The sequence below is a fragment of the Actinacidiphila rubida genome (genome assembly GCF_900110255.1).
Lineage (GTDB): Bacteria > Actinomycetota > Actinomycetes > Streptomycetales > Streptomycetaceae > Actinacidiphila > Actinacidiphila rubida.
The window spans coordinates 1-26,334 of sequence record NZ_FODD01000047.1; the positions used below are offsets into that span (position 1 = coordinate 1).

Annotated in this window: 28 protein-coding genes, 1 tRNA gene and 2 pseudogenes; 15 read left to right on the forward strand and 16 right to left on the reverse strand. The window is 71.9% G+C overall.

Going from position 1 to position 26,334, the window contains the following annotated elements; genetic code table 11:
* From BMW99_RS33075 to BMW99_RS33085, 3 genes are all read left to right on the forward strand, one after another.
* On the forward strand, positions 1-267 hold a 267-nt coding region (locus tag BMW99_RS33075; protein ID WP_177226128.1), incomplete at its 5' end, for an ATP-binding protein.
* A gap of 1,168 nt (positions 268-1,435) precedes the next feature.
* Complete coding sequence (locus tag BMW99_RS33080; RefSeq protein ID WP_075018103.1) at positions 1,436-1,642, forward strand: helix-turn-helix transcriptional regulator; 207 nt, start codon at positions 1,436-1,438, stop codon at positions 1,640-1,642.
* A gap of 1 nt (position 1,643) precedes the next feature.
* Positions 1,644-2,870: a site-specific integrase gene (locus BMW99_RS33085; protein ID WP_075018095.1), complete on the forward strand. Its 1,227-nt coding sequence runs from the start codon at positions 1,644-1,646 to the stop codon at positions 2,868-2,870.
* A 194-nt stretch (positions 2,871-3,064) separates the two neighbouring features.
* On the opposite strand, the gene BMW99_RS33090 is transcribed toward BMW99_RS33085, so the two are convergent.
* Positions 3,065-3,138: transfer RNA gene (locus BMW99_RS33090), tRNA-Pro, on the reverse strand.
* Between the two features lie 175 nt (positions 3,139-3,313).
* On the opposite strand from BMW99_RS33090, the gene BMW99_RS33095 reads away from it, so the two are divergent.
* Entirely contained in the window at positions 3,314-3,607 is a 294-nt protein-coding gene (locus tag BMW99_RS33095) for a YiaA/YiaB family inner membrane protein (protein WP_075018096.1), read from the forward strand.
* A gap of 24 nt (positions 3,608-3,631) precedes the next feature.
* Here the strand turns inward: BMW99_RS33095 and soxR are convergent, their stop codons facing one another.
* Positions 3,632-4,096: a redox-sensitive transcriptional activator SoxR gene (gene soxR / locus BMW99_RS33100; protein ID WP_069464583.1), complete on the reverse strand. Its 465-nt coding sequence runs from the start codon at positions 4,094-4,096 to the stop codon at positions 3,632-3,634.
* Between the two features lie 55 nt (positions 4,097-4,151).
* Between soxR and BMW99_RS33105 the strand changes: the two genes are divergently transcribed.
* Together BMW99_RS33105 and BMW99_RS33110 are read left to right on the forward strand one after the other, a co-directional pair.
* A complete protein-coding gene (locus BMW99_RS33105) occupies positions 4,152-4,928 on the forward strand; it encodes a transketolase (RefSeq protein ID WP_069464582.1) in 777 nt (258 codons plus the stop codon).
* A gap of 17 nt (positions 4,929-4,945) precedes the next feature.
* On the forward strand, positions 4,946-5,848 hold the full coding sequence (locus tag BMW99_RS33110; protein ID WP_069464581.1) for a transketolase family protein: 903 nt from the start codon (positions 4,946-4,948) through the stop codon (positions 5,846-5,848).
* A 70-nt stretch (positions 5,849-5,918) separates the two neighbouring features.
* On the opposite strand, the gene BMW99_RS41595 is transcribed toward BMW99_RS33110, so the two are convergent.
* Positions 5,919-6,764 (reverse strand): hypothetical protein, encoded by an 846-nt coding sequence (locus BMW99_RS41595; protein ID WP_069464580.1) that lies wholly within the window; start codon positions 6,762-6,764, stop codon positions 5,919-5,921.
* Between the two features lie 442 nt (positions 6,765-7,206).
* Between BMW99_RS41595 and BMW99_RS33120 the strand changes: the two genes are divergently transcribed.
* From BMW99_RS33120 to BMW99_RS33135, 4 genes are all read left to right on the forward strand, one after another.
* On the forward strand, positions 7,207-10,173 hold the full coding sequence (locus tag BMW99_RS33120) for a glycoside hydrolase family 2 TIM barrel-domain containing protein (protein WP_069464579.1): 2,967 nt from the start codon (positions 7,207-7,209) through the stop codon (positions 10,171-10,173).
* A complete protein-coding gene (locus tag BMW99_RS40430; protein WP_069464578.1) occupies positions 10,170-10,808 on the forward strand; it encodes a GNAT family N-acetyltransferase in 639 nt (212 codons plus the stop codon). The genes BMW99_RS33120 and BMW99_RS40430 overlap by 4 nt, the downstream gene beginning before the upstream one ends.
* Positions 10,809-10,914: 106 nt before the next feature.
* Positions 10,915-11,574, forward strand: a complete 660-nt coding sequence (locus BMW99_RS33130) for an MSMEG_1061 family FMN-dependent PPOX-type flavoprotein (RefSeq protein WP_069464577.1) — start codon at positions 10,915-10,917, stop codon at positions 11,572-11,574.
* A 61-nt stretch (positions 11,575-11,635) separates the two neighbouring features.
* Positions 11,636-12,184: a GNAT family N-acetyltransferase gene (locus BMW99_RS33135; protein ID WP_069464576.1), complete on the forward strand. Its 549-nt coding sequence runs from the start codon at positions 11,636-11,638 to the stop codon at positions 12,182-12,184.
* A 19-nt stretch (positions 12,185-12,203) separates the two neighbouring features.
* Here BMW99_RS33135 and BMW99_RS33140 read toward each other — a convergent pair whose 3' ends face one another.
* From BMW99_RS33140 to BMW99_RS33145, 3 genes and pseudogenes are all read right to left on the reverse strand, one after another.
* Positions 12,204-12,539 (reverse strand): hypothetical protein, encoded by a 336-nt coding sequence (locus tag BMW99_RS33140; RefSeq protein WP_069464575.1) that lies wholly within the window; start codon positions 12,537-12,539, stop codon positions 12,204-12,206.
* 6 nt (positions 12,540-12,545) lie between these two features.
* Positions 12,546-12,740: pseudogene (locus BMW99_RS43225) on the reverse strand (IS701 family transposase); the annotation flags it as partial.
* A 104-nt stretch (positions 12,741-12,844) separates the two neighbouring features.
* A complete protein-coding gene (locus BMW99_RS33145) occupies positions 12,845-13,216 on the reverse strand; it encodes a VOC family protein (RefSeq protein ID WP_069464574.1) in 372 nt (123 codons plus the stop codon).
* Between the two features lie 295 nt (positions 13,217-13,511).
* Between BMW99_RS33145 and BMW99_RS42380 the strand changes: the two are divergent.
* A pseudogene (locus BMW99_RS42380) lies at positions 13,512-13,826 on the forward strand (transposase); the annotation flags it as partial.
* 77 nt (positions 13,827-13,903) lie between these two features.
* Entirely contained in the window at positions 13,904-14,194 is a 291-nt protein-coding gene (locus BMW99_RS33155; RefSeq protein WP_245791727.1) for a hypothetical protein, read from the forward strand.
* Positions 14,195-14,302: 108 nt separating this feature from the next.
* On the opposite strand, the gene BMW99_RS33160 is transcribed toward BMW99_RS33155, so the two are convergent.
* The 5 genes from BMW99_RS33160 to BMW99_RS33180 form a co-directional block, all read right to left on the reverse strand.
* A complete protein-coding gene (locus tag BMW99_RS33160; protein ID WP_069464572.1) occupies positions 14,303-14,875 on the reverse strand; it encodes a hypothetical protein in 573 nt (190 codons plus the stop codon).
* A 376-nt stretch (positions 14,876-15,251) separates the two neighbouring features.
* Entirely contained in the window at positions 15,252-16,499 is a 1,248-nt protein-coding gene (locus tag BMW99_RS33165) for an MBL fold metallo-hydrolase (protein ID WP_069464571.1), read from the reverse strand.
* Positions 16,500-16,614: 115 nt separating this feature from the next.
* Positions 16,615-17,517 carry a GNAT family N-acetyltransferase gene (locus BMW99_RS33170; RefSeq protein WP_069464570.1) on the reverse strand — a complete coding sequence of 301 codons (903 nt, stop codon included), beginning with the start codon at positions 17,515-17,517 and terminating at the stop codon, positions 16,615-16,617.
* Between the two features lie 267 nt (positions 17,518-17,784).
* Positions 17,785-19,806 (reverse strand): M3 family metallopeptidase, encoded by a 2,022-nt coding sequence (locus tag BMW99_RS33175; protein ID WP_075018097.1) that lies wholly within the window; start codon positions 19,804-19,806, stop codon positions 17,785-17,787.
* 135 nt (positions 19,807-19,941) lie between these two features.
* Complete coding sequence (locus BMW99_RS33180; protein WP_176735530.1) at positions 19,942-20,205, reverse strand: DUF5302 domain-containing protein; 264 nt, start codon at positions 20,203-20,205, stop codon at positions 19,942-19,944.
* Positions 20,206-20,308: 103 nt separating this feature from the next.
* Here BMW99_RS33180 and BMW99_RS33185 point away from each other — a divergent pair, with 103 nt between their 5' ends.
* Together BMW99_RS33185 and BMW99_RS33190 are read left to right on the forward strand one after the other, a co-directional pair.
* On the forward strand, positions 20,309-21,337 hold the full coding sequence (locus BMW99_RS33185) for a saccharopine dehydrogenase family protein (RefSeq protein ID WP_069464307.1): 1,029 nt from the start codon (positions 20,309-20,311) through the stop codon (positions 21,335-21,337).
* Positions 21,334-21,861 (forward strand): GNAT family N-acetyltransferase, encoded by a 528-nt coding sequence (locus BMW99_RS33190; protein ID WP_245791728.1) that lies wholly within the window; start codon positions 21,334-21,336, stop codon positions 21,859-21,861. The genes BMW99_RS33185 and BMW99_RS33190 overlap by 4 nt, the downstream gene beginning before the upstream one ends.
* A 43-nt stretch (positions 21,862-21,904) precedes the next feature.
* Here BMW99_RS33190 and BMW99_RS33195 read toward each other — a convergent pair whose 3' ends face one another.
* The 4 genes from BMW99_RS33195 to BMW99_RS33210 form a co-directional block, all read right to left on the reverse strand.
* Positions 21,905-22,720 carry an SAM-dependent methyltransferase gene (locus BMW99_RS33195; RefSeq protein ID WP_075018098.1) on the reverse strand — a complete coding sequence of 272 codons (816 nt, stop codon included), beginning with the start codon at positions 22,718-22,720 and terminating at the stop codon, positions 21,905-21,907.
* Entirely contained in the window at positions 22,717-23,529 is an 813-nt protein-coding gene (locus BMW99_RS33200; RefSeq protein ID WP_069464308.1) for an SAM-dependent methyltransferase, read from the reverse strand. Before BMW99_RS33200 ends, BMW99_RS33195 begins: the two co-directional genes overlap by 4 nt.
* Positions 23,530-23,626: 97 nt before the next feature.
* Positions 23,627-23,839, reverse strand: coding sequence for a DUF397 domain-containing protein (locus BMW99_RS33205; protein ID WP_069464316.1), 213 nt, complete (start codon positions 23,837-23,839; stop codon positions 23,627-23,629).
* Between the two features lie 105 nt (positions 23,840-23,944).
* A complete protein-coding gene (locus BMW99_RS33210) occupies positions 23,945-24,814 on the reverse strand; it encodes a helix-turn-helix domain-containing protein (protein ID WP_069464309.1) in 870 nt (289 codons plus the stop codon).
* 137 nt (positions 24,815-24,951) lie between these two features.
* Between BMW99_RS33210 and BMW99_RS33215 the strand changes: the two genes are divergently transcribed.
* Positions 24,952-25,467 (forward strand): ATP-binding protein, encoded by a 516-nt coding sequence (locus BMW99_RS33215; protein ID WP_069464310.1) that lies wholly within the window; start codon positions 24,952-24,954, stop codon positions 25,465-25,467.
* A gap of 40 nt (positions 25,468-25,507) precedes the next feature.
* Here the strand turns inward: BMW99_RS33215 and BMW99_RS33220 are convergent, their stop codons facing one another.
* On the reverse strand, positions 25,508-26,314 hold the full coding sequence (locus tag BMW99_RS33220) for an SGNH/GDSL hydrolase family protein (RefSeq protein WP_069464311.1): 807 nt from the start codon (positions 26,312-26,314) through the stop codon (positions 25,508-25,510).
* Between the last annotated feature and the right edge of the window lie 20 nt (positions 26,315-26,334).

Consider the following 26,334-nt stretch of genomic DNA (forward strand, 5'->3'; position numbering starts at 1 on the left):
GACGAGGTCGGCTACATCCCTTTCGAGCCCGAGGCCGCGAACCTGTTCTTCCAGTTCATCTCGGGCCGCTACGAACGTGCGTCCGTGATTGTGACCAGCAACAAGCCCTTCGGGCGCTGGGGCGAGGTCTTCGGCGACGACACCGTCGCCGCAGCCATGATCGACCGTCTCGTCCACCACGCAGAAGTGATCTCCCTCAAGGGCGACAGCTACCGCATGCGCGGCCGCGACCTCGGACGGGTTCCCGCCGCCAACACCGGGGAATGACCAACATCAACTGACGCAAGGGGTTCACTTTCACCTGCCGGAAGTGGGTCACGATTCAAGCGTCGCCGACACCCGGGGTTAGTGCGCTCTCGCGGGTGGTTTGAGGGCTGGGTCTCGCCTTCCTTGGCACGTTCTTCGTCCCCATGGGTAGAAGGGCCTCGGGCTAACGGGGGCAGGGTCGCGAAGTACGGCGGTCATCGTCCCTCCTGCCTCCAGCGGTTTCTGACAGGCCGATGGGCAGCCGGATGGCGGCCCACCTCCGCTCGGGCGGGGTGGTCCGAGGAGCATCCTCCAGGCCGTGCAGACGAAGTTCTCAGCGCGCAGGCAGGGCTATCCGGCGAACTCGTGGCAAGGTCCGGCATCGATCGGGTTCCCGCGCGCGAGCGGGGATGGTCCGATCCCGTTGTTCCAGGCAATGCCATCGACGGCGTCTCTACGCCCGCCAAGCACGGCGCGCGGTCCGCCCCATCATGATCCGCTGAGCAAGGAGGGGCTGATGATGCCGCAGGGGCCAACTCGAATCGCGGCGCTACCGACCGCAGGCCCGCCTGGCGCCGATCATTCTGAGACTTACCCGCGTCCATCGAGCCCTCCTCGCCGACCACCGCCGACACAAGATCCGGACCCACTCCGGACCAGCCCTCGCCAACGAACCCCGCACTCAGCCAACCTCCCAGGTCAGGGTAGGTGCACCTGCCCTACCACCAGCAGACCAAGAATCTGCTGGACTGGCGAGAGTTCTTCGCCACCCACTCGTTCCTCGTGGACGCAGGTGGACCGCCTTCGTGGACGTCACGGTCACGAAGATCCTCGAAGCTTCCAGTTCAGGGCCGTGCAGTCGCAGCGTTCCTGGCAGGCGGACCGCTTGCTTCAACGAGCGGTAGCCGTCGCATGAGCAAGACGGAGCGACAGCAGATAGCACGGAAAATACCGTCAGGCAAAACGCGTTTTCTCACGACGATGGATCGTGAACCGCAAGCCAGCCGGTGGCACTTCTCCCATGGAGAAGCGCCACCGGCTGGCTGGACTTCGCGCGTTCTCCGTCCATCGTCGTGTCCCGCCCCTGTAGCCGACGTCAAGGAAGTGCATGCCGCAGAAGCTCTCCGGATCTCCAGCCCCCGCTGACACCGCCCGTCCCTCCACCGGTCCCCCGCCGATCGGCCTACAGATGCCGGCCCTGCTCAACACTCGAGAGGTGGCCCGCCTGCTTCGTGTCGACCCCTCGTCGGTGCGCAGGTGGCGGGCCGAACGCCCACCGCAGGGTCCGCCGTTCATCCGACTGTCCCAACGCGTCGTCCTGTACGACGCCGCGGAGGTCCGGCAGTGGCTGAACAAGCACCACAGCACTCAGGCTCCCCAGCGAAAGGGGGCCTGATTTGCCCTACCAGCACCAACTTCCCATAGCAGTACCGCTGTCCGACGACATCGAATACCGCCCCGGACGCTACCTCCCCTACCGTGCCCGGGTGCGCTGGATCGATCCGGCGACCAAGCGCAGGCGTTCCCTGTCGCAGATGCAACCGACAGCGGAAGCCGCGCAGGAGTGGATCAATGAGCTGAAGACATCGGCTGCTCGTGGCATCGATCCGGCGACCTCGAATCAGACACTGGCCGAGTACGGCAACGCCCAGATGCAGTTGGCGCTGCGCGGCCTGGAGCCCAAGACCACCGACCCCTACCTGGCCGGGTGGCGGCTGCGCGTGGTGCCGGCACTCGGGCACCTGCCGCTCACCGCGGTCACCAACGGCGCCGTCGACCGCACCGTCTACGCCTGGATCGCCGACGGCGAGGGCCGCTCGACGGTCAAGAACAGCCTGGCAATCCTCGTCCGGGTCATGGAACAGGCTGTACGCGACGGGCTGATCACCGTCAACCCCGCCCGAGTCAAGGGATGGCAGCGCCAGTACCAGTTGGCCGAAGACGAACTCGACGACCCCCGCTCGCTCGCCCTGCGCGACTGGAACGCCCTCACACAGCTCGCCTCAGCCCTGGTCGCCCGCTCCTACCAGCAGTACACCGGGTGGGGAGAGGCCGTGGTCTTCGCCGCCTGCACCGCAGCGCGCATCGGCGAAGTCTCCGGAGTGCGCGTGAAGGACATCGATCGGCACCACTGGATCTGGAGCCTACGCCGGCAGACCACACCCTCCCCCGGAGGCCTGGCCGACAAGAACACCAAGGGCAAAGTCGCCCGCCGCGTCCCCCTCATCGAAGAAATCCGCCCGATGATCGCCCGGCGCCTGCTCGCCGTCGGCGACAACCCCGACGCGCGCCTGTTCACCGGCCCCCGAGGCGGACGCATCACCACTGCCATCCTGCGCGACGCCACCCACTGGGACGACGTCGTCCGCTCCCTCGGCTACGAACACCTACGCCGCCACGACCTGCGCCACACCGGACTGACATGGATGGCCGACGCCGGAGTCCCCCTGCACGTCCTGCGGTTGATCGCCGGCCACGGCAACCTGCAGACCACCCAGCGCTACCTCCACCCCGACCTGCAGTCCGTCGTGCGCGCCGGCCAGAACCTCAGCGGCCACCTCACCGGAGTCAAAACCCCTCCTCCGCCCACCCCTGGCCTGTCCGCAACACTCAGGCGGTTGTAGGGAGTACACAATTGGGACTCGGACGTCGTGATCTTGGTCCCCAGGAAAACACGCCCTGACCTGCGGGTTTTCTTGAGTAACCGTCCCTGCGTGGTCCCCAGGTACTGACGCGTCATCAGATGACCATCGTTTCCGAAAAAGACGAAGGGCCCGCTGACCTGGCAAAATGCCAGCTCGCGGGCCCTTCTGCACCGTCGGGACGACAGGATTTGAACCTGCGACCCCTTGACCCCCAGTCAAGTGCGCTACCAAGCTGCGCCACGTCCCGGTGCCTGGTCGGCTCGGGGGTTTCGCCCCCGGGTGACCGTGCACGAGAACAATACCGCACCTCGGGGGGTGTTCGCTCGCACCCCGGGGGTGGGGGCGGGGGTGGGGGAAATGGCTCGGCGGGGATGAGTAGGGGTACTCATGTGGGGTGGGTCACGGAGGCGGATCCTCGGGGTATGACGAAGGTGATTCCTCAGCAGCAGACGACGGCGGCGTTCGCCGTCCAGGCTGCGATCTCGTTCGCGCTGTCGCTGGGCGCGATGGTGGTGGGGGTGGCGTATCTGCCGGTGGGGGCCTGGGTGCGGGCCTTCCTCGCGGTGGGGCTGCTCTATGTGGTGACCTCCGCGTTCACGCTGGCCAAGGTGATCAGGGACCGGCAGGAGGTCGGCCAGGTGGTGAGCCGTGTCGACCAGGCGCGGCTGGACAAGCTCCTCGCGGAGCACGACCCGTTCAAGGTCGAGGGGATGTGACGGGCCCGGGCCGGCGAACGCCGGTCACCGCGCCGCGGGGTCGTCGCCCAGCAGGAAGCGGGCGCCGGGCCCGCGGCGCGCGGCCGTGTCGCCGGGGTTGGACAGGCCGCAGCGGCTCACGGAGAGGCAGCCGCAGCCGACGCATTCGGTGAGGCGGGACCGCAGCTTCCGCAGTTCCGCGATCTGGTCGTCGATGCGCTGCTGCCAAGCGGTGGCGATGCGGTTCCACTCGGCCGTGGTCGGCACGTGGTCGTGCGGGAGCTGGGCGAGCGCCTCGCTGACCTCGTCCAGGGACAGGCCGATGGTCTGGGCGGCCCGGATGAAGGCGAGCCGCCGCAGCGTCGCGCGCCGGTAGCGGCGCTGGCCGCCCGCGGTGCGCTCGGCGTCGATCAGGCCGAGCTCCTCGTAGTAGCGCAGCGCGGAGGGGGCGTGGCCGCTGCGGGCGGCCAGCTCGCCGATGGGCAGCAGGTCGCGCGAGGTGATCGTCATGCTCCCGAGCGTAGCGCTTGACCTCAAGCGGGCTTGAAGTTGCACAGTCGGAGCCATGGCAACGATGACGGGGACCCGCCGATACGGGTACGACGAGCTGCGCGCGCTGATGTCGCGCATGACCGGCGACGAGAAGCACGGGCCCGCGGCCACGTCGACGCTCGACGTGCTGTGGGTGCTGTACGACCGGATCCTCCGGGTCTCCCCGGAGACCGTGGACGATCCGGCGCGCGACCGCTTCCTGCTCTCCAAGGGACACGGCCCGATGGCCTACTACGCGGTGCTGGCCGCCCACGGCTTCCTCCCCGAGGAGTGGCTGACCGGCTTCGGCGCGTACGACTCGCCGCTCGGGCACCACCCGGACCGGACGCTGGTCCCGGGCGCGGAGATCGGCTCGGGCTCGCTCGGGCACGGCCTGGGCCTCGGCGTGGGCAGCGCGCTGGGGCTACGGGCCCAGGGACTGACCGGCTCGCGCGTGTGGGTGCTGGTCGGCGACGCGGAGATGGACGAGGGCAGCAACCACGAGGCGGTCCAGTACGCGGGCGCGGTGGGCCTGGAGCAGCTGCACGTCGTCGCCGTCGACAACGGGTCGGCGACGTACCCGTGGCGCGGTGGCCTGGCCTCGCGGTTCGAGGCCGAGGGCTGGTCGGCGGTGACCGTCGACGGGCGCGATCACCAGGCACTCCACGAGGCGTTCACGGCGCCGCATCCGGGGCGCCCGCACGCGGTCGTGGCCCGCGTCGAGTCCAAGGACGCCGCGCAGGCGGCCAGGGCCACGCGCATCGCCACCGGCTCCGGCACCGCCGCCAGCACCGGTACCGGCACCCACTAGGACACGGGGGAACTTCGATGGACACCATGCGTGAGCGATTCGCGACCGTCACCACCGAGCTGCTGGAGGACGACCCCCGGCTCGCCCTCGTCCTCGCGGCGATCTCCGCGGACCTTTTCAAGGACGCGGCCCGCGCCCATCCGGACCGGGTGATCGACGTCGGCATCCGCGAGCAGCTGCTGGTCGGCGCGACCGGCGGGCTCGCCCTGACCGGCCTGCGCCCCATCGCGCACACCTTCGCGAGCTTCCTCGTGGAGAGGCCGTTCGAGCAGGTCAAGCTGGACCTGGGGCACCAGGGCGTGGGCGCGGTCCTCGTGAGCGCCGCCGGCTCGTACGACAACGCGGCCGGCGGCCGCACCCATCAGGCGCCGGGTGACGTCGCCCTGCTGGACACCCTCGACGGCTGGACGGTCCACGTGCCCGGCCATCCGGACGAGGCGGAGGCCCTGCTGCGGCACGCGGCGGCGGACGGCGACCGGCGGGTGTACGTGCGGCTCAGCAACCACGCCAACGCCGAGCCGCTGCCGGGCTCCCCCGGGCGCTTCCAGGTCGTGCGGGACGGACGCGGCGCGGTGGTGCTCGCCGTCGGACCCATGCTCGACGCGGTGCTGCGGGCGACCGCGGACCGGGATGTGACGGTCCTGTACGCGTCGACGGTCCGGCCGTTCGACGCGGCCACGGTGCGGGCGGCGGTGAACCGCTCGGTGCGGCCGGACCTGGTCGTCGTCGAGCCGTATCTGGCCGGCACGTCGGCGCCGTTCGCGGCCGAGGCGCTGGCCGCGTTCCCGCACCGCGTGCTGGCGCTCGGCACGCGCCGCGAGGAGTTCCGGCACTACGGCACCTGGCAGGAGCACGTGGCAGGCCACGGCCTCGACGCGCCGGGGCTGCGCGGGCGGATCGACGCGTTCCTCGACGCGTGAGGACGTGACGGGTCCGCGGTGCCTGGCCCTCCAACGGGAGGGTGGCGTCGGAAGCCCCGCGGCACGAACGTCAGGCGCCGGCGGGTTCGGGCCCCACGTCGGGACCGGCCGACGCGGGCGGCGCGGTGGACCCGCCGGACGCCGACCCTGAGCCGGACGCCGGCGCTGAGCCGGACGCCGGATCGGTCTGCGCATCGGACGCGGCACCCGACGGGGATGCGGCGCTGACGGACCCCGCCGCACCGCCAGGTGCACCCGAACCCGCACCAGCGCCAGCGCCAGCGCCACCCGCGCCCGCACCCGGCACGCTCGTCACCGCCGCGTCGTCGTCGCCGGCCACGGCGACCGCGCCGCCGGTGCCGGCGCCCGCCTCGCCCGTCCCCGTGGTCGTCATCGCGATCGCCTTCTTCGGCGTGCCGCGCGCCGCCATCACGTGCCGGCGCGCGTCCTCCGCGCTGTTCTGCGCGCCCAGGGAGCCGAAGTAGAAGCCCGCGACGGTGGCGAGCACCGTCATCAGCGCGGTGACGATGGTCTTGCGCAGGTCGCCGGAGTCGGCGCCCGCGGAGAGCATCGCGAAGGCGAGGGCGAAGCCGACCAGCGCGAGGATGAGGACGGCGATGATGCTGCGGGTGAGGCCGCGGACGCCGCGGGGCTCGCGCAGGTCGCGGAGGAAGTCGCGGACCTCGTGGTCGGTGGCGGCGCGGTCGATGAGGTGGTCGGTGAGCTGCTGCCGCCATGCGGTGGCCCGCCGGACGTCCATGACGAGCGGGATCACCGCGATGGCGGCGATGACGACCACGACCGCGGCGATCAGCACGAACGCGGTGCGCCCGCTGAGGCCGGATATGGGCTGGGTCTGGGCGGCCAGGTCGGCGGCCCGCGGCAAGGCGGCGCCGTGGGTGAGGAGGTGGGCCATCGCACGGTCTCCCGTTGTCTCAAGGGGCGGGCAGGATCCCAGCGCGCGACCGGGACGGTCAAGTCGGCTGCCAGGAAGGCCCGTTCGGCGAGAGGAAGGGAAAGGAGCAGGCGACGGGAAGGAGGTGACGAGGCGGCCGCAAGGGGGTCGCGACGCGACGGGAAGGGGGTGGTGAGGCGGCGGGAACGCGCGGAGGGGGCAGTGGGTCCGATCCGCGGGTCCGATGCATCTAGCGGCGGGGCCTCCCTCGTGAGCAGAATCGGTCACGCCGGATCATTGGACGCACACATCACCTCACCGGCTCGGCCACCACGGCCCGACGCGTCGCGAAGCACGCACCGAGAACGGCGGACCGCCACCGCCGGACCGGTCACCGCGCACCGCGGCCGGCGGCGTGACCGGGCCCCGAGGACCGAGACCTGAGGACCCGAGGAGCACCACGATGCACGAGGCGCCGCCCGCCGGGCCGCTCCCCTACTACGAGGACCCGTCGCCCGGCACGGGAGCGCTCCCCCCGCGGGCCTGGTGGGCGCATTCGGACGCCCGCCGGGTGAACCTGGGCGGCGCGTGGCGGTTCCGGCTGTCGGCGAGCGCGGGCGCGGAGGACGAGTCGTTCGCGCGTCCCGGGTTCGACGCGTCCCGGTGGGACGTCCTGCCGGTGCCCTGCCACTGGCCGTTGCAGGGCCACGGGATGCCCGCGTACACCAACGTGCGCTACCCGTTCCCCGTCGATCCGCCGCACGTTCCCACGGAGAACCCGACGGGCGACCACCTGCGGCACTTCGACCTGCCGGACGACTGGCCGGGCGGTGCGGCGGTGCTGCGCTTCGACGGCGTCGAGTCGTGCGCGCGGGTGTGGCTCAACGGCGCGGAGCTGGGCGTGTTCAAGGGCAGCAGGCTGCCGGCGGAGTTCGAGGTCGGGGAGCTGCTGCGGCCGCGCGGCAACGTGCTGGCGGTGCGGGTCCACCAGTGGTCGTCCGGCAGTTACCTGGAGGACCAGGACATGTGGTGGCTGCCCGGGATCTTCCGGGACGTCACGCTGATCGAGCGGCCGGAGGGCTCGGTCACCGACTTCTTCGTGCACTGCGGCTACGACCACACCAACGGCCTGGGCACGCTGCGGGTGGACTGCGAGCCGCGGGGCACCGTCACCGTGCCGGAGCTGGGCCTGGACATCCCGACGGGCGAGCCGGTGATCGTGCCGGTGGAGCCGTGGTCGGCGGAGGTGCCGCGGCTGTACGACGCGGAGTTGGCCACCGAGGGCGAGCGCATCCCGCTGCGGATCGGGTTCCGCACGGTCGCCGTCGAGGACGGCGTGCTGAAGGTCAACGGGCGGCGGATCCTGCTGCGGGGCGTCAACCGCCACGAGTTCGACCCGGACCACGGCAGGACCGTGGACCCGGAGACGATGCGCCGGGACGTGCTGCTGATGAAGCGGCACAACATCAACGCGGTCCGTACGAGCCACTACCCGCCGCAGCCGGCGTTCCTGGAACTCTGCGACGAGTTGGGGCTGTGGGTGCTCGACGAGTGCGACCTGGAGACGCACGGTTTCGAGGAGGTCGGCTGGCGCGGCAACCCGGTGGACGACGAGCGGTGGACGCCGGCCCTGCTGGACCGGGCGGCGCGGATGGTGGAGCGGGACAAGAACCATCCGTCGGTGATCATGTGGTCGCTGGGCAACGAGTGCGGCACCGGCCGCGGCCTGTCGGCGATGGCCGCCTGGATCCGGGAGCGGGACGCGGTGCGCCCGATCCACTACGAGGGCGACCTGTCGAGCGCGGACGTCGACGTGTACTCACGGATGTACGCCGACCACGCCGAGTGCGAACGGATCGGCCGGCGCGAGGAACACCCGCTGGAGGACGCCGCGTTGGACGCGCGGCGGCGCGCGATGCCATTCGTGCTCTGCGAGTACGGGCACGCGATGGGCAACGGCCCCGGCGGGCTGGGCGAGTACCAGGCGATCTTCCACGCGCACGAGCGGTGCCAGGGCGGCTTCGTGTGGGAGTGGATCGACCACGGGCTGCGCCGCAGGACCGCGGACGGCAGGTCGTACTTCGCGTACGGCGGGGACTTCGGGGAGGAACTGCACGACGGCAACTTCGTGTGCGACGGGCTGCTGTTCCCCGACCGCACCCCGTCGCCGGGCCTGGTGGAGCTGAAGAAGGTCGTGGAACCGGTACGCATCGAGGCCGACGCCCGGCGCGGCACCGTCACCGTCACCAACCTCCATGACTTCGCGGACCTTTCGGGGCTGTCGTTCGGCTGGGTGTACGAGGAGGGCGGCGAGGTCTCCGACGAGGGGCGGCTGAAGGTGCCCGCACTGGCGCCGGGCGAGAGCGCGGTGGTGGAACTGCCGCTGATGCCCAGGGCCACGGGGCGTGGTGAGGCGCTGTGGACGGTGCGGGCGGTGCTGGCCGAGGACACCGCGTGGGCGCCGGCCGGGCACGAGGTGGCGTGGAGCCAGTTCGCAGTGGATCCGGTCGTGCGCGGCGCCAGGTCCGTGGCGCGCCCGGGGAAGCCGCACGCGCCGCGGCGCGCCGAGGGCGGCATGGTGGTGCTCGGACCGGGCGTCTTCGACGCGTCGACCGGGGTGCTGCGCTACTTCAACGGCATCCAGGTGACGGGTCCCGCGCTGGACGTGTGGCGGGCGCCGATCGACAACGACCGCGGTATGGACTGGTATCCGCAAGGTCAACTCGACCGTCAGTGGCGGGCGTCGGGGCTGCACCGGATGCGGCACCGGGTGGTGCGGGTGACCGTCGGCGGGGACACGCTGACGGTGGTGACGCGGGTCGCGCCCGCGGCCTCGGACCTGGGGCTGCGCACGGTCTCCACGTGGTCGTCGACCGGTGACCGGCTGACGGTGGCGGTCGACGTCACGCCCGAGGGCGAATGGACGCTGCCGCTTCCCCGGCTGGGCCTGCGCATGGGCGTGTGCCCGACGATGGACCAGGTCGACTGGTTCGGCGGCGGTCCCGGCGAGGCGTATCCCGACACCCGGGCCGCGTCCCGCATCGGCCGCTACCGCTCGGACGTGGACGCCCTGCAGACGCCGTACGTGCGGCCGCAGGAGAACGGCGCGCGGGCGGACGTGCGCTGGGCGGAGCTGCGCCGCGTCGACGGTTCGGGCCTGCGGATCGACGGCACTCCCCCGTTCTGGATGACCCTCCGGCCGTGGAGTACCGAGGAGCTGGACGCGGCCGAACACACCCACGACCTCGTCCCGAGCGGCACGCTGTGGGTGCACCTGGACCACGCGCTGCACGGCGTGGGCAGTCACGCCTGCGGGCCCGAGGTCCTGCCGGAATTCCGGCTGGCCGCCGCGCCCGCCACGTTCGCCTTCACCTTCACCGCGCTCGGCGACCCCGGCGCGCCCCTGCACACCCTTCCGGAGCCGTCGTGACCAGTCCCACCGTGCGCCCCTACCGACCGGCGGACCTGCCCGCCCTGTACGACATCTGCCTGCGCACCGCCGACGCGGGCCAGGACGCCACCGGCCAGTACCCGCCGCAGGGCCGGGAGTTGCTGGGCGCGATCTTCGCGGCGCCGTACGCGGTGCTGGAGCCCGACCTGACGTTCGTGCTCGACGACGGGCACGGCGACGCGGTCGGCTACGTGCTCGGCACCGGCGACACCGCCGCGTTCGTCAAGCGCTTCAGGGACGAGTGGCTGCCGGGCGTCGCGGACCGCTGGCCCGCCCCGGCCGGGGAGCCCGTTACGCCCACGGAGGCGATGGCCGCGCTCCTCCATACGCCTGAGCGCATGGTGCTGCCCGAACTCGCGGCCTATCCCGCCCACTTGCACATCGACGTGCTCCCGGACTTCCAGCGCGGCGGCCACGGGCGGGCGTTGATGGCGGCGTACCTCGCCGCGCTGGCGCGGCAGGGCGTCCCTGCCGTCCACCTGGGGATGCTCACCGTCAACACCCCGGCACGCGCCTTCTACGACCGCCTCGGCTTCCACGAGATCCCCGTGACGGACCCGGGCGTCCTCACCTACCTGGGAAAGGCGACGGCCCACGGGCGGACCCGCGAGTGATCCCGGGGCGCCCTGCCCCGCGGTACGCCCCGACCCGGCCCTTGGCCCTGGGCCCCGCGCTCACCAGGCAGGACTTTTCGCAGGTCGGACCGTTAAGGTCGGGGACATGACGACATCCCTCGCCACCAGCGCCTTCGATCTGCTGAGCCTCGACGCCGTGCAGGACCAGGAGGAGCTGCGCCGGGTCTACGACGTCCCCAAGGACGCGGCCCTCCGTAAGCAGATGAGCGAACTCACCGATCAGACGCGGCGGTTGATCGGATGCTCCTCGCTGGTCCTGATCGCGAGCGCGGACGCGGAGGGCAACTGTGACGTTTCCCCGCGCGGCGGTCCCGCGGGGTTCGTCTCCGTCCTGGACGCACGGACGGTGGCGATACCGGACGCGACCGGCAACAAGCGTCTGGACACCCTGCGGAACGTCATCGCCACCGGACGGGCGGGCCTGCTGTTCGTCATCCCGGGGCGCACGACGACCCTCAGGGTGAACGGCCGGGCCTGCGTCTCCACTCGCCCGGAGCTGCTGTCGCAGCTGACCGCCGTGGGCAAGCCGCCGGCCAGTGCGCTGGTGCTGGGGATCGAGGAGGTCTACCCGCACTGCCCCAAGTCGCTGCTGCGCAGCGGGGCGTGGAAGCCGGAGCAGTGGCTGCCGACGGACGCCCAGCCGACCTCGGCCGAGGTGACGCTGGCCCAGCTGCGGATGCCCGAGCTGACGATCGCCGACATCGAGCAGGCGGAGGCGGAATCGCTGAAGTACCGCTACGAGTAGCGGGAGCCCTCGCCCCGGGGGCGCGCGCGGAGGAGGCGAGGTCAGGCCCTACCGTTGCGCCATGCCGACGAACCCGACACGAGTCGAACTGCACCCGTTGACCCTCGCCGACCAGGACGAGTTCTGCTCGCTCGTGCGGGCCAGCGTCGAACTGCACACCCCGTGGATGCAACTGCCGTCCACGGCGGAGGCGTTCCGGACGTGGATGCATCGCTTCGACGACGGCACCAACCGCGGGTTCCTGATCCGTGTCAAGGAGACCGGCGAGGCCGCCGGCACCGTCAACATCAACTCGATCATCCGGGGCCGCTACCAGGGCGCGTCCCTCGGCTACGCGGCCTTCGCGCCGTCGGCCGGACACGGCTACATGGCCGAGGGGGTCGCCGCCACCATGGCGCACGCCTTCGGCGAGCTGCGGCTCCACCGGCTGGAGGCGAGCATCCAGCCGGCGAACAAGGCGTCCCTGGCGCTGGTCAAGCGCCTGGGCTTCACGTACGAAGGCGTCTCGCCCGCCTACCTGTACATCGACGGGGCCTGGCGCGATCACGAGCGGTGGGCCGTCACCGCGCCGAGCCCCTGGACCCCCGACGCGTCCCTTCCCGCGGTCTGAGGGTCCGCGCCGACAGCCCCTACGCGGGGCTGGCGGTCTCCAGATCGGTCGCGCCGTCGTCCTTCGACGCCGCGGCCCGCGGCGGGTGTGCGGGCCAGCCGCCCGCGGGGACGACGGCGCACTCGCGCCACCACCAGTCGTCGGGCTGCGGGTCGGCCGGCTCGAAGGGGGCGCCGACGCGCGGCGTGGCGATCTTCGCGCCGTGCTCCCGGGCCGCGGCGACGGTGCCCTCGCCCGGCTCGGCCCACGGGTGCTGGGCCAGGTTGAACGTCGCCCAGTGGATCGGCATCATCACGCCGGCCGGGGTGCCGCCCGACAGGTCGGTGTGCGCCTGCATGCCCTCGGCGGGCGTCATGTGGATGTCCGGCCAGAACCACCCTAGGAAGACGCCAGAACATGGGGCGCTCTTGCGCGGCAGGTCCGACAGCAGTCCGAGCACCAATCGCCCAGCTCGGCACCGGGGTTCGACCCGCGCGAAGCGCCCCGCTATCCGGCCCATCAGGCCATCGAACGCATCCTGCCAACGGGCAGGGTCTACGCTGTGAGCTGCGGCCACCGCATGATCGTTTGTCTTCACACACCGATGATCAACAGTGGCCGCAGCCATCTCCGCCGGGAAGCCAGCATCGCTGGGCGAAAACGGTTGTCCATCCCTTCTCGTCAGCCCCGTAGGAGGCAGAAGGGATGGCCGGCCGGATCTGCGAAGATCCTCCAACCGCGGGTGTCGATGTGGAGCAGCGTCGCACCAAAGCCGAGGACCTGCTCCTGGGCCCGGTCAAGGTCGGGGACATCGAAGTCCAGATGGAACTGCTGCGGGTACGTGCTGTCCGGCCACCGCGGCGCCCGGTGATCCTTGACGCGCTGGAACGCAAATACCAGGCCAGAGCCCGTGTGAAGGGTCGAGAAGTCGTCACTGACTGCCCACCTGCGATCGGGCTTGTTGACCGTACCGCCGAGGAGCGCTTGGTAGAACCGAGCGAGTTCAAGGACATCCGGACAGTCCAAAACCACGCACTGCAGCTTGCCGATCACCGATGACCTCCAACAGCACGGGCCCCTGGCTCTGGTGAGCCACGGCCCTCCGCGCAGGAAGGCGCTGCGTAGGACCGCCGAGCGCGTAGACCTTAGCCGCGTCTTCCGCCACTCGTCCGTCACATCACGATCTACGGCTGGAGATTAACAGAATGAGTCGGCTGGAATGACTTACCGTCAGGTGGCGTTTGCGTGCACGTCGGGATGCGTGACGAGGGGGTGTGCGGCGGCTACTGGGTTGGACAGGCGGAAGCCGTGGGAGATCGAGGACGGGCTGTGGGAGCGGATCGAACCGCCCTTGATCCAGGCGGTGCCGCCGATACGGGGCAAGCGCGGACGGCCCCGCCGACGCCCGGAGGAGGTGTACGCCGACCGCGGCTACGACCACGACATCTACCGCCGCCAGGTCCACAACCTTGGCATTCGCCCCATGATCGCTCGCCGCGGCACCGAGCACGGCACCGGACTGGGCACCCGCCGCTGGGTCGTGGAAGCCGCCTTCGCGCTCCTGCATTGGTTCCGCCGCCTGCGCATCCGCTGGGAGATCCGCGCCGACATCCACCAAGCCTTCCTCACCCTCGGCTGCGCGATCATCTGCTGGCGACGCCTGACGACCTCCAGCAGGGGCGCTACGATCGGCCGGCCCCGACACGATGAAGATCCCAAGAAAGCAGAGGTGCCATGGCGATGGGCGGACTACGGGACGTACTGGCTGGCTGGACCGACTACGACGTGGCAGGCTTCGAGCTCGGAAAGATCTTGGGGGTGTTTCCGCGGGACCAGTCGTTCGGCGGGGTCAAGCGGATGTTCTGGATGGACGGTTACCCGCTCGGTGAGATGCTCGTCGACGTCCTCGACCGGATGGTCGAGGCAGGCGTGCTGCTGAAGAACGAGGACTTGCAGTACCTGTGGAACCCTGACGAGCCGAACCTGTCGCTCACGCGGGACGACATCGAGAAGCGCAAGCGCTCGTCCTGAACGGGAGAGCGTGACTGCCGCCTGGGGGTCACTACGCGCCGCCGGGTTTCGCATCCCCGGCGCGCACGCAAACCCGCGTCGCCATGGGCGTCCAGCACCAAGGCTCCCCTACAAATCGCCTCGGGCCGATTCGGGGCTCAGCGCGCTGAGGGGGAAGCTGGTCCGTGGGTCGACGTCGTAGGGTGACCAGTCTTGAACCTTGCGGATACGAAACTGGGCCGGCTCGACGTTCACCGCGGCGATGAAGACAATGCCGTCTCTGAGTCGTTGGTAGCCAATGGAGTACCCCTCTGCTGCCGCAGTCTCCCCGGTATCCTCCGGATTCGGTGCATCTCCGGTCCCCGTCCACAGTTCTGAGTTCCTGAGCTCCTCCATGGTCTGGTTTGTGGCCAGCGGTCCTTGCGGCCGGCCGGGAATCGGGAGCACATCACCGCCAAGAGCCACGTGGGACGCCCGGAACCTCGCTTCGCTCCTGTCGTAGCGTCGTCCCGAAGTGCACACGATGACGAGGGAATCGCCTGCCGACCACCCGAGCATGACCTCTTCAGCAGGCGCGCCGATCAGTCCGTCCCAGTGGATGAACCATCGCCTCGACGCCGGACCGCGGCCCATCGTGGGCTGACCGTCGTCGAACTGGAAGAGATCGAACTCTGGCGGAACAAAACGAATCAAGTCGACCACAACTCCCATTTTTGTTCTCGCACAACGCAATTCGAGTGGGTCACCGAGCTCGGTCAGCGTTGCCTCTCGACAGTGAGGACGCCCTTGAAGTTGATGCGGTTGATGCAAACTCGGCAGAGCACAGCGTCCACGGCGCCGCCAGCCAGGCCGCACCCCCTAGTGCGACTTCGCTACGAGTCCCCTCCGAGCCGGACCACGCGCACTGTGATTCGGGAGGCAGCACCGACGTTAGGCAGCGGAGTGAAACTACGGCTCGGCGCTTCTCGCACTTGACGAGGTAGGCCGTCCAGCGCCAGCACGAGCCGCTGCCTGTCGCTGGCCCCCAGCCGCGAAAAGGCATCCGTGAGCCGCGCCAGGTCGCTGTCTTGGTCCGTCATCACGCCTCCGACGCAAGCTCAGACACCTGCGAGGAATCAGCCTTGACCGGCGGCCAGACTGCCCAGCCGTTGTCGGGAGTGACCGCAACACCTCGCCACCACGGGTCAGGCTCGGGGCAAGCGGTGGGCTCGAAGGGTTGGCCGACGCGGGGCGTCGCGGACAACTGTCCGGCCCTGTGCGACGCAAGCATCGTGCGCTCGGCAGGCTCAGCCCAAGTGTGGAACGCCAAGTTGAAGGTTCCCCAGTGGATGGGGAGCAAGACCCCGCCCGGCTGGCCCCCTTGCAGGTCAAGGTGGGCGCGCAAGCCTTCGTCCGGTGTCATGTGGATGTCCGGCCACTGGCCCGGATCGGGCTTGCAGTCGCAGGGCTCTCCCGGCATACAGTCAGTGTGGTTCTTCGGCCAGAACTCGGAGTACGCGCCGATCTGGATCATCGTCGCGTCGAACGGGCCGTGTTCGGCGCCGATGTCGGCGAAGCCGGGGAAGTAGCCGGTGTCGCCGGAGTGGTAGATCCGGTGGGTGCCGTCCGTGACCACCCAGGACGCCCACAGCGTCTGCTGGCGGCCGCGCAGCCCGCGGCCGCAGAAGTGGCGGGCCGGGGTCGCGGTAAGCGTGAGGCCGCCGACCTCGGTGGACTCGTTCCAGTCCAGCTCGCGCAGCCGCTCCGGCGGCACGCCCCAGTGCTCCAGGTGGCTGCCGACGCCCAGTGGCACCGCGAAGAGCACGTCGCTCGCCACCAGCGCCATGATCGTGGGCATGTCCAGGTGGTCGTAGTGGTCGTGCGAGATCACCACCACGTCCAGGCCGGTGAGGGCCTCCAGCGGCACGGGGGTGGGGTGGATGCGGCGCGGCCCGGCGAAGGCGAAGGGTGAGCAGCGGCGGCCCCACACCGGGTCGAAGAGCACCCGCCGGCCGCCGATCTCGGCGAGCACCGACGAGTGGCCCATCCACGTGAGGCGCAGGCCCGAGACGGACGGCCGCGCGAGGTCGGCGAGGGTGGTGGAGTGGACCGGGATCGGGCGGGCCGGCTTGCGGGAGAGCCGGGCCTCCTTGCGCATGTTCGCCGGGAGGGACTTGATCAGGCCGCCGCTGGGCACGCTGCGGGCGCCCACCGGGTTCACGAACGCGCCGTCGGCGTAGTTCGGGGACTTCAGGATGCGCTCCAGCCGCGCCCCCGTCGGGTCCGCGCCGAACGGTGCGGGGCGCAGCTTCACGAGGCGGGACGGCGGTCGGCTGACGCCGGTCACGGGTCCTCCAGGCAGATCGTCGGGCGGCGGGGTGTCCGCCGCCCTCCATTATGCGGGGGTGCTGTGACGCCGCCCGGGCGCCGCCGTGGGAAGCCGGGTGGCCTCCACCGGTTCCTCACACCGCGGCGGGCCCGGTGCCGGCGGTGCCGCCAGGTGCGAACTCGAGCTCCACCGCGTCACGCACCGGCACGTAACCCAGCTTCTGGTAGAGCCCGTTGCTGACGGGGTTGGAGAGGTCGGTGACCAGCAGCACCTCCTGGGCTCCGGCGTCCAGCGCCGCGCGGGTGACGGCCGTGACGACGGCACCGGCGTAGCCGCGGCCGCGCAGGGCCCGCGGGGTGTAGACGGCGACGACCCGCACGGCCCCGGCGGCGGGCACGGTGGAGCCGGCCATGGCGACGGGCGTGCCGTCGGGCAGTTCCCACAGGGTGCGGCCGCCGTGCGCGATGGCGTCGTACACCGCCTGCTCGCCGCCGGGGAGGGCCCCGCCGACATCGACCGCGTACTGCTGGTGCCAGCCCCACACCAGATCGCGGTCGCGGGCGTCGGCGACGCGGGCGTTGCCGGGCGGTACGGGTTCACGCGGGGTCAGGGCGGCGAGCCGGTGGAAGCGGGTGTCGCGGCGCACCACGACGCTCTGGCCGGTGCCGGCAGCCCAGCCGTCGGCGAACGCGCGGGCCGCCGCGGCCTCACCGCGCACGCCGGCCGGCGGGCCCACCGTCCCCGAGGCGACGGCGGCCGCCCAGGCGGCGGGCAGCGTGGCGGCCGCCTCCGGCGGGGCGCCGGTGATCAGCGGTGGGTGCGGCGGGGTCTGCAGGACCGCCGCCGCCACCTCTCCCCCGGCGTCCGGGCGCCAGAGTCCGAAGACCGGCCGGGCGGCCCCGTACGCTCCCGCGCCGCGGCGGCGGAGCGTGTCGAGGATGGTGAGCTGGACGGAGTGCTCCACGGCGCGGGAGCGCAGGAAGGTGTCGGCGCCGGCGGCGAAGCCGTCGAGATCGAGGTCCAGGTTCCATCCCATCGGTCCATCGTGTCCCACGCCCACGGGCGGCCGCACACGGTTTTCCGCGCCCGGACGGACGGCCGGCTCCGGCTCCGGCTCCGGCTCCGGCTCCGGCTCCGGCTCCGGCTCCGGCTCCGGCTCCGAGCGGGCGCTCCCACGGCGGGATGCCCCCGCGGGCTCGCGGGTCAGCTCGTCGCGGGCGGCCCGCGGGCGTCAACTCCTCGCGGTCGGCCCGCGGGCGCCAGCCGCCCGCCGCCCGCCGTCAGCGCCCGCGGCCCGTGCCCGTCAGCTCGTCGCGGTCAGCCCGCGTCGCGCCAGCAGCGGCTCCACGCGCGGCGGGCGGCCGAGGACGGCCTCGACGGCCGCCATCGGGTCGACGCTGCCGCCGCGGGACAGCAGTTCGCGGCGGAACGTGTCGCCGTTGCCGCGGGTCATCCCGCCGTGCAAGGAGAACCAGTCGACGGTGTCCGCGTCCAGCACCTCGCTCCAGATGTAGGAGTAGTAGCCCGCGCTGTACTGGCTGCTGAAGATGTGCGCGAAGTACGTGGTGCGGTAGCGGGGCGGGATCGCGGGCAGGGCCAGGCCCGCGTCCTGGAGGGCCCGGGCCTCGAACGCCAGCGCGTCGCCGGGGTCGGTGCCGGCCGGCAGGGTGTGCCACGCCCAGTCGAGGAGCGTCGCGGCCAGGTACTCGACGGTCGCGAAGCCCTGCCCGAACTGCGCGGCGTCCTTCATCCGGCGCACGACGTCGGCCGGCATCGGCTCCCCGGTCTCGTGGTGGACCGCGTACCGGCCGAGGACCTCCGGCCACAGCGACCACATCTCGTTGACCTGGGAGGGGAACTCCACGAAGTCGCTCGGCACGCTGGTGCCGGAGAAGAACGGGTAGCGGACGGCCGAGAACAGGCCGTGCAGGGCGTGCCCGAACTCGTGGAAGAGCGTGTCGACCTGACTGAACGTCAGAAGGGTCGGCTCGCCCGGCGCGGGCCGTTCGATGTTGTGGTTGTTGACCACGACCGGCCGCCGGCCCAGCAGGTCCGACTGCTCGACCAGGGAGTTCATCCAGGCGCCGCCGCGCTTGGACTCGCGGGCGTGGAAGTCGGCGAGGAACAGGCCCATGCCGGACCCGTCGGCGTCGAACACCTCGAAGACCCGGACGTCGGGGTGGTAGCCGGGCAGGTCGTGGCGCTCCTCGAGGGTGATGCCGTAGACCTGGCGGGCGGCCCGGAAGACGCCGTCGTGCAGCACCCGTTCCAGCTCGAAGTACGGCCGCAGGGCGGCCGCGTCGACCTCGTAGCGGGTCTTGCGCACCTTCTCGGACCAGTACGCCCAGTCCCACGCCTCGATCGGGCCGCCGGCCAGCTCGGCGAGGGCCGCGGCCTCCTTCTCGGCGTTGGCGACGGCCGGCGGCACCAGGCGGGCCAGCAGGTCGGTGACGGCATGGGTGCTGCCGGCGGTGCGGTCGGCGACCACGTACGCCGCGTGGGTCTCGTAGCCGAGCAGGGCGGCGCGCTCGGCGCGCAGGGTGGCGATGGTGACGGCGAGCGGGCCGTTGGTGTCCTGGGCGCGGTCCAGGGACGCGGCCAGCAGCCGGCGGCGCACCTCAGGGTCGTCGAGCTGCGCGAGTTCCGGCTGGTTGGAGAAGTTCTTCAGGCTCAGCACCCAGTGGCCGTCGTGGCCGGTGGCGCGGCCGTTCTCGGCGGCGGCCGCGACGGCGTCGGCGGGCAGGCCGGCCAGTTGCGCGGCGTCGTCGAGGACGAGGGCGCCGTCGCGGCCGGCGGCGAGCGTGTTCTGCCCGAACGCCGTGCAGGCGGCGGCGATCCGGGCGTTGAGGTCGCGCAACCGGTCGCGGTCGGCGGGCGACAGCCGGGCGCCGGCCCGCACGAACACCGTGTGGTAGCGCTCCAGCAGGCGCAGGGACTCCGGGTCCAGGCCCAGGGTGTCGCGGGCCTCGTAGAGCGTGGAGATCCGCTGGTACAGCGCGGAGTTGAGGTGGAGGGCGTCGCTGTGCTCGGCCAGCAGCGCGCTCACCTTCGGCTCGATCTCCCGGACGGCCGGGGTGACGTGCGCGGACGCCTGGTTGGAGAACGCGGCGTGGACGCGGCCGAGGAGGGCGCCGGCGCGCTCCAGGGCGACCAGCGTGTTCTCGAACGTCGGCGGGTTCGGGTCCCCCGCGATCGCCTCGATCTCCGCGAGGTGCTCGGCGATGCCGCGTTCGAGAGCCGGAAGGTAGTGCTCGTCGCGGATGTCCGCGAACGGCGGCAGCTCGTACGGCAGGGTGCTGGCGTTCAGGAACGGGTTCGTCGTCACCGTCCCGACCCTAACGCCCGCGAGGGCGCGCCGCGCCCGCCCCCGGACAGCGGGCGCCTCCCGGCGGGAGCCGGGAGCCGTCCGGGGGCAGGACGACGGCTGGGCACCGTCAAAGGGTGCGGGGGGACATCACTCTCATCCACTCTTGCGGCGGAATTCGCGGGCACCGCCGGCGCGGCCGTGCGCGCCGTGGATCTTGGACTGGTCGGGGCCGGCGCCGCCGGCCGCGCCGCCGCGCTGGGCGCCCTGCTTGCGGGCCAGCGCCTCGCGGAACTTCCGCTTGACGTCGTCCTCGTCCGGTTCTGCGCCCTCGGGGTCGGTCTCGGGCTGGTCGGCCGCGGTGATGTCCTGTGCGGCGCCTTCGGCGGCCACGGCGGCCTGCTGCTCTCGGTCGGTCATGGCACCAGCCTCGCACGCCGGGGCCCGGCAGCCCACCCGATATCGCCTGGACGGACGGCGCGTGTACGGTTCCGGTCACCACCGCCGAGGAGGTTCACGATCCATGACCTGGCTGTTGTACGGCGCCACCGGGTACACCGGACGCCTGATCGCACGCCGCTCCGCCGCTCGTGGCATGCGTCCGGTGCTGGCCGGCCGCAGTGCCGCCAAGTTGTTGCCGCTCGCCGCGGAACTCGGCCTGGAACACCGGGTGTTCGGGCTGGACGACGCGGCCGCGATACGCCGCGGGCTGGAGGGTGTCGACGCGGTGGCGCACTGCGCGGGGCCGTTCGTGCGGACCGCGCTGCCGATGGCGCAGGCGTGCGTCGACACCGGGACGCCGTACCTGGACATCACCGGCGAGATCGACGTGTTCGAGTCGCTGCACGCGCTGGGGCCGCGCGCGGCGGCGGCCGGCGTGGTGCTGCTGCCGGGGGCGGGTTTCGACGTGGTGCCCACCGACTGCGTGGCCGCGCTGCTCGCGGACCGGCTGCCGGACGCCACGCAGTTGGACCTGGCGTTCCTGGTCGGCGGCGGGGCCAGCCCGGGCACGGCGCGCACGGCGCTGGCCGGTGCCGCGGAGGGCGGCAGGATCCGGGCGGGCGGGGAGATCCGCGCGGTACCGGTGGGCTCCCGGCAGGTGCGGGCGGTGTTCCCGTCGGGCGCCAGGACGGTGGTGTCGGTGCCGTGGGGCGATGTCAGCACCGCGTACCACTCGACGGGCATCCCGGACATCACCACGTACACGGCCGTGCCCGCGCCCGCGCTGGCCGCCAGCCGGGTGCTGCGGGTGGGGCCGCTGCGCGGGGCCCTGGCCGGTCTCGCGGGCCGGGTGGTGCGCGGACCCGGCGAGCGGGCACTGGCGGGCACCCGCAGCGAGGTGTGGGGCCGCGCGAGGGATGCGGCGGGCAACACCGTCACCGCGACGCTCACCGGCCCGAACCCGTACAGCATGACCGCGGACGCGGTGCTGCGGATCGTGGAGCGGCTGCCCTCGCTGCCGGCCGGATTCCGGACGCCGTCGATGGCGCTGGGCGCGGACTTCGCGGGCACGCTGGAGGGTGTGACGGTGACGATGGAGGCGCTGCGGTGAGCGACGGCCGGACGTCCGCCGGCGGCCCGCGGGTGCGCCCGGCCCGCCCGGACGAGGCGGCGGCGCTGACCGCGCTGGTGCTGCGGTCCAAGGCACACTGGGGCTACGACGAGGCCTTCATGGCCGCGTGCCGCGACGAACTGACCTTGACGGCGGGCGAGATCGCGGGGCGGCGCACCGCCGTCGCCGAAGTACCCGACCCGGACGGCGTGTTCGGCGCGTTCCGCGTGGTGGGCGTGGTCACCGTGGAGGGCGAGCCGCCGCGCGGCGCGATCGGGATGATGTTCGTCGACCCGGACGCGATGGGCCGCGGTGTGGGCCGGCTGCTGTACGCCCACGCGCTGCGCGTGGCCGGGGACCGGGGTTTCAGCGGGCTCTCCATCGACGCCGACCCGAACGCCGAGGGCTTCTACCGGGCGATGGGCGCGGTCACCGTGGGCCGTACGCCGTCCGGTTCCGTGCCGGGCCGGACGCTGCCGCTGATGGAGGTGCGGGTCGGCACGGGTGGGGGCGCCCCCGTCTGAGGGGCGCCCCCACCCGCGGCGGCCGGTGCCGGCCGCGGGGCGGTCACTTCTTGCGGGCGACCGCCCCGTAGAAGCCGATCCGCTTGACCTCGTCGGGGTCGGGCGGGGTGGCCGGGCGCCACAGCGGCACCTGGACCAGTCCGGGGTCGAGCAGTTCGAACCCGTCGAACAGGGCCACGACTTCGTCGTAGGGCCGGGTGTTGAGGGTGGCGGTCGCCTTGTTGTAGACCTTGAACACCTCGGGCAGGCTTGCCGCGTGGAAGTCCGCGGTGGCGTGCGACAGCACCAGGTGGCTGCCCGCCGGCAGGGCGTCGCGCAGTGCGGCGACGATGCCCGCGGGATCCTCCTCGTCCTTGATGAAGTGCAGGACCGCGACGAGCATCAGGGCGACGGGCTGGTCGAAGTCGATCAGCCGGCCGATGGTGGGGTGTTCGAGGATGCTCTCGGGCTTGCGGACGTCGGCGAGGAAGAAGCCGGTGTTGCCACCGCTGCCGGTGAGCCGTGCGCCGGCGTGGGTGGCCACGATCGGGTCGTTGTCGACGTAGGCGACCCGGACGTCGGGCGCCTCGGCCTGCGCGATCTCGTGGGTGTTGGGCGAGGTCGGGATGCCGGTGCCGATGTCGATGATCTGCCGGATGCCGGTCCCGGTCAGGTACCGCACCGCGCGTTGCAGGAAGTCCCGGTTGGCGCGGGCGGCGGGGATGATGTCGGGCAGGAAGTCGATGACGCGCTGCGCCGCCTCGCGGTCGACCTCGTAGTTGTCGCGCCCGCCGAGGTAGAAGTCGTACATCCGCGCCGGGTGCGGCCGGCTGGTGTCGATCTCCTCGGCGGTGAAGCCCTGGTCGGTCCGGTCGGTCACGACGCGCGCTCCTGGAGCCGGCCTATCGCGCCGTACACGCCGACCGGGCGGTCGGGGACGTCGGTGCTGTCGTCGGGCCGCCACTCGTGGACCTGGACGAGTCCGGGTTCGACGAGGTCGAAGCCGTCGAAGAGGGCGAGCACCTCGGCGTGCGTACGGGGGGTGAGGGAGGCGGTGGCCCTCTTGTAGACCTCCGCCACGTTGTCGGCGCGCTCGCCGTGGAAGTCGCCGGTGGCGTGCGAGAGCACCAGGTGGCTGCCGGCCGGCAGGGTCGCCCGGTAGGCGGCGACGAGGCCGGCCGGGTCCTCCTTGTCGGCCACGAAGTGCAGGACGGACACCAGCATCAGGGCGACCGGCTGCCGGACGTCGATCAGTTCGCCGATCGTGGGGTGTTCCAGGATGCTCTGCGGCTTGCGCATGTCGCCGAGGAAGAACCCGGTGTTGCCGGTGCCGAGCAGCCGCGCGCCGGCGTGCGTGGCGACGATCGGGTCGTTGTCGATGTAGGCGACGCGCACCGACGGGTCGACGGAGTGCGCGATCTCGTGGGTGTTGGGCGAGGTGGGGATGCCGGTGCCGATGTCGATGATCTGCCGGATGCCGCTCTCGACCAGGTGGCGCACGGCCCGCCGCATGAAGTCGCGGTTGGCGCGGGCACCCAGGACCACGTCGGGGGCGACGTCCAGGACGCGTTCCGCGGCCTCGCGGTCGACCTCGTAGTTGTCGCGGCCGCCGAGGTAGTAGTCGTACATCCGCGCCGGGTGGGGGCGGCTGGTGTCGATCTCCTCGGCGGAGAAGCCCTGGTCGGTCACGCCGTCCTCCGGGTCCGGTCGTCGGTGTCGTGCGGCTGGTGCCGCGGCCGGCTCCGGGCGTACCGGAGCCGGGCGCTGTCGTGGTGGGTCGCGGTCGTCACAGGAGGAAGTCGGCCTGGCCGGCTTTGGCGCCCTGGATGAACGTGGTGATCTCGAGGTTGGTGTAGATCAGTGCCGGACCGTCCGGGTCGGTGGACTGGCGCAGCGCCACCCGCCCGTCGTTGAGCTTCTTGGCCTCGACGCACGAGCCGCCGTTGCCGCCGCTCCAGGGCTTGCGCCAGCCGTCCGCGCCGAGGTCGGCGGCCGGCATGCCGTTGTAGATCGCGTCCGCGCTGCCGCGGCCGCTGTCGTGGAGGTCGTCGTGGGTGGCGGCGGCGAATATGCCGGCGCTTCCGTCGTTGAAGCGATCCATGGTTCAGATCTCCTTGCGCATGCCATCGAGGATGGCTTTGGTGCTGTGTGCGGGCGCTGCCTGCGCGCACATCCGGTCCAGCGCTTCCAGGAACGTGGAGACGTCATCGCGCTCGTCGAAGTAGACGCCGCCGACCAGGCTTTCGGAGTAGGCGATGTCGGGGAGTTCCTGGACCTGGAACCGGAAGATGTGGAAGGGCCCGTACATCGCGGGATGCGGCCCGGCGGTGAAGGGGATCACCTGCAGTCGTACGTTGGACAGTTCGGTGGTCTCGATGAGCGCGCCGAGTTGGTCGCGCATGACGGCGCGGCCGCCGATGGGGCGGCGCAGCACCGTCTCGTCCATCACCACCCACAGCAGCGGTGCGGCCTCGGCGCGGGTGAGCAGGCTCTGCCGCTCGATCCGCAGGGCCACCAGCCGCTCGATCTCGGCCGAGGCGGCGTGCGGCAGGCCCGCGCGCAGCACCGCTCCGGCGTAGTCGGGAGTCTGCAACAGGCCGGGCACGTAGTGCGGTTCGTAGGCGCGGATGACCGCGGCCTCGCCCTCAAGGCTGACGAATGCGCTGAACCAGTCGGGAAGTACGTCGCGGAAGCTGTGCCACCAGCCGGGCCGGTTGGCTTCGCGGGCCAGGGCGAGGAACCCGCCGATCTCCTCGGGCGCGGTGATGCCGTAGGTGGTGAGCAGCTTCTCCACATAGGGGAGTTTCAGGCCGACTTCCGCCTTCTCCATGCGGCGGATGGTGGCGTGGGTGACGTCGAGCGCCCGGCCGGCCTCCTCGTAGCCGAGCCCCGCCTTCTCACGGAGGTCCTGGAGGCGTTTGCCGAGGACCATCCGCAGCACCGTGGGAGCGCCTCCCTGCCGCGGGTCCGTCACGTGCCTCAACCTCCAACTGCCGTAACTGACAAGCAGTGTGGCACGACGTCAGCAATCACGACAGCGTGTTCGCCATGATTCTGCAAATTACAGAACGGACCTTGCCATGTGTGAGGAGGCAGCCTCATAGTGTCAGGGTGGTCACCTCACCTGACACCCTCCGGCACGACGGCCGGCACGGTGTCGGCGACCCCTGCCGCCGTGACGTCTTCCGGCTGCCCGCGCTGAGCGCGTCCGTGGCGGACGCCCGCGGGCGGGTTCGCGCTCGCCTCGCCGAGTGGGGTCTGGACGCCGAACTGCGCGACGACGCGGGCCTGGTGGTGACCGAGCTGTTCACCAACGCGGTGCGGCACACCCGCAGCGAGAAGATCACCTGCACGGTGCAGGACACGGGCTCCGTGATCCGGCTGGAGGTCACCGACCAGGGCCGCGGCACCAGCGTGCCGCTCCCCTGCGACGCCCAGGAGGACGAGGAGGGCGGCCGCGGGCTGCTGCTGGTGAGCCTGCTGTCGGTGGCCTGGGGCTCGGACCCCGCGGAGAGCGGCCCGGGCCGCATGGTGTGGGCCGAACTCGCCGCACACCGGGCGCACCGCGACCCGCCCAGGCCGCTGGGCGGCGATCCGCCCTCCGGGCTCCCGCCGGTCCACGGCTGATCGGCGGCTCCCCCGCCAGCGGGCACCCGGGCCCTCCCGGCTACCGCAACGGCAGCAGGTCGGGACGCTTCGGCGCCCGTTCGTCGCCCGAGGACTCGCCGCGCAGCCTGCGCCCGATCCACGGCACCAGGTGCTGGCGGGCCCACTGGATGTTCTCCCGCCGGACCTCCGACGGCAGCCGCCGCGACTGCGGCGGCCACGGCTCGTCGGGGTCGGCCGGCGGTTCGAGACCGAGCACCTGCGCGGCGCGCAGCGCGATCCGCGTGTGCCCCTCGGGCGACAGGTGCAGCCGGTCCTCGCTCCACGCCCGCCGGTCCTGCACCGCGCGCAGCGACCACAGGTCCAGCACCGGGCAGTCGTAGCGGTCGGCGATGGCCCGCACATGCGCGGTGTAGGTGGCGATCTTGCCGCGCAGATGGCGCAGCACGGGCACGCCGCGGGTGTCGAACCCGGTGCACACCAGGACGGTGCCGACCGCGGAGGTGAGGTCGGCGACCGCGGCCTCGAAGCGCTCGGCGATCGCGTCGGGGTCGGTGCCCGGCCGCAGGATGTCGTTGCCGCCGGCGCAGAACGTCACCAGGTCGGGGGCGAGTTCGACGGCCCGCGGCACCTGCTCGGCGACGATCTGGTCCAGCAGCCGGCCGCGCACGGCGAGGTTGGCGTAGCGGAAGTCGCCCGGCGGCTGCCCGGCGGCGTGCCGCTCGGCGAGCAGGACGGCCAGGCGGTCCGCCCAGCCGACCACGGTGCCGTCCGGACCCGGGTCCCCGACGCCTTCGGTGAAGCTGTCCCCCACCGCGGTGTACGACCCGATGGTGCTTTGGGTGATGTTGCGCGAATCGTCAGCCACGTCCGGACATCTTTCTCCTG

Bases quoted from the DNA above. Each gene is read 5' to 3' on its own strand.
- BMW99_RS33080 (WP_075018103.1), top strand. From the start codon at position 1,436: ATGCCGGCCCTGCTCAACACTCGAGAGGTGGCCCGCCTGCTTCGTGTC.
- BMW99_RS33095 (WP_075018096.1), top strand. From the start codon at position 3,314: ATGACGAAGGTGATTCCTCAGCAGCAGACGACGGCGGCGTTCGCCGTC.
- soxR (WP_069464583.1), bottom strand. From the start codon at position 4,096: ATGACGATCACCTCGCGCGACCTGCTGCCCATCGGCGAGCTGGCCGCC.
- BMW99_RS33105 (WP_069464582.1), top strand. From the start codon at position 4,152: ATGGCAACGATGACGGGGACCCGCCGATACGGGTACGACGAGCTGCGC.
- BMW99_RS33110 (WP_069464581.1), top strand. From the start codon at position 4,946: ATGGACACCATGCGTGAGCGATTCGCGACCGTCACCACCGAGCTGCTG.
- BMW99_RS41595 (WP_069464580.1), bottom strand. From the start codon at position 6,764: ATGGCCCACCTCCTCACCCACGGCGCCGCCTTGCCGCGGGCCGCCGAC.
- BMW99_RS33120 (WP_069464579.1), top strand. From the start codon at position 7,207: ATGCACGAGGCGCCGCCCGCCGGGCCGCTCCCCTACTACGAGGACCCG.
- BMW99_RS33130 (WP_069464577.1), top strand. From the start codon at position 10,915: ATGACGACATCCCTCGCCACCAGCGCCTTCGATCTGCTGAGCCTCGAC.
- BMW99_RS33135 (WP_069464576.1), top strand. From the start codon at position 11,636: ATGCCGACGAACCCGACACGAGTCGAACTGCACCCGTTGACCCTCGCC.
- BMW99_RS33140 (WP_069464575.1), bottom strand. From the start codon at position 12,539: ATGACGCCCGCCGAGGGCATGCAGGCGCACACCGACCTGTCGGGCGGC.
- BMW99_RS33155 (WP_245791727.1), top strand. From the start codon at position 13,904: ATGGGCGGACTACGGGACGTACTGGCTGGCTGGACCGACTACGACGTG.
- BMW99_RS33170 (WP_069464570.1), bottom strand. From the start codon at position 17,517: ATGGGATGGAACCTGGACCTCGATCTCGACGGCTTCGCCGCCGGCGCC.
- BMW99_RS33180 (WP_176735530.1), bottom strand. From the start codon at position 20,205: ATGACCGACCGAGAGCAGCAGGCCGCCGTGGCCGCCGAAGGCGCCGCA.
- BMW99_RS33185 (WP_069464307.1), top strand. From the start codon at position 20,309: ATGACCTGGCTGTTGTACGGCGCCACCGGGTACACCGGACGCCTGATC.
- BMW99_RS33205 (WP_069464316.1), bottom strand. From the start codon at position 23,839: ATGCCGGCCGCCGACCTCGGCGCGGACGGCTGGCGCAAGCCCTGGAGC.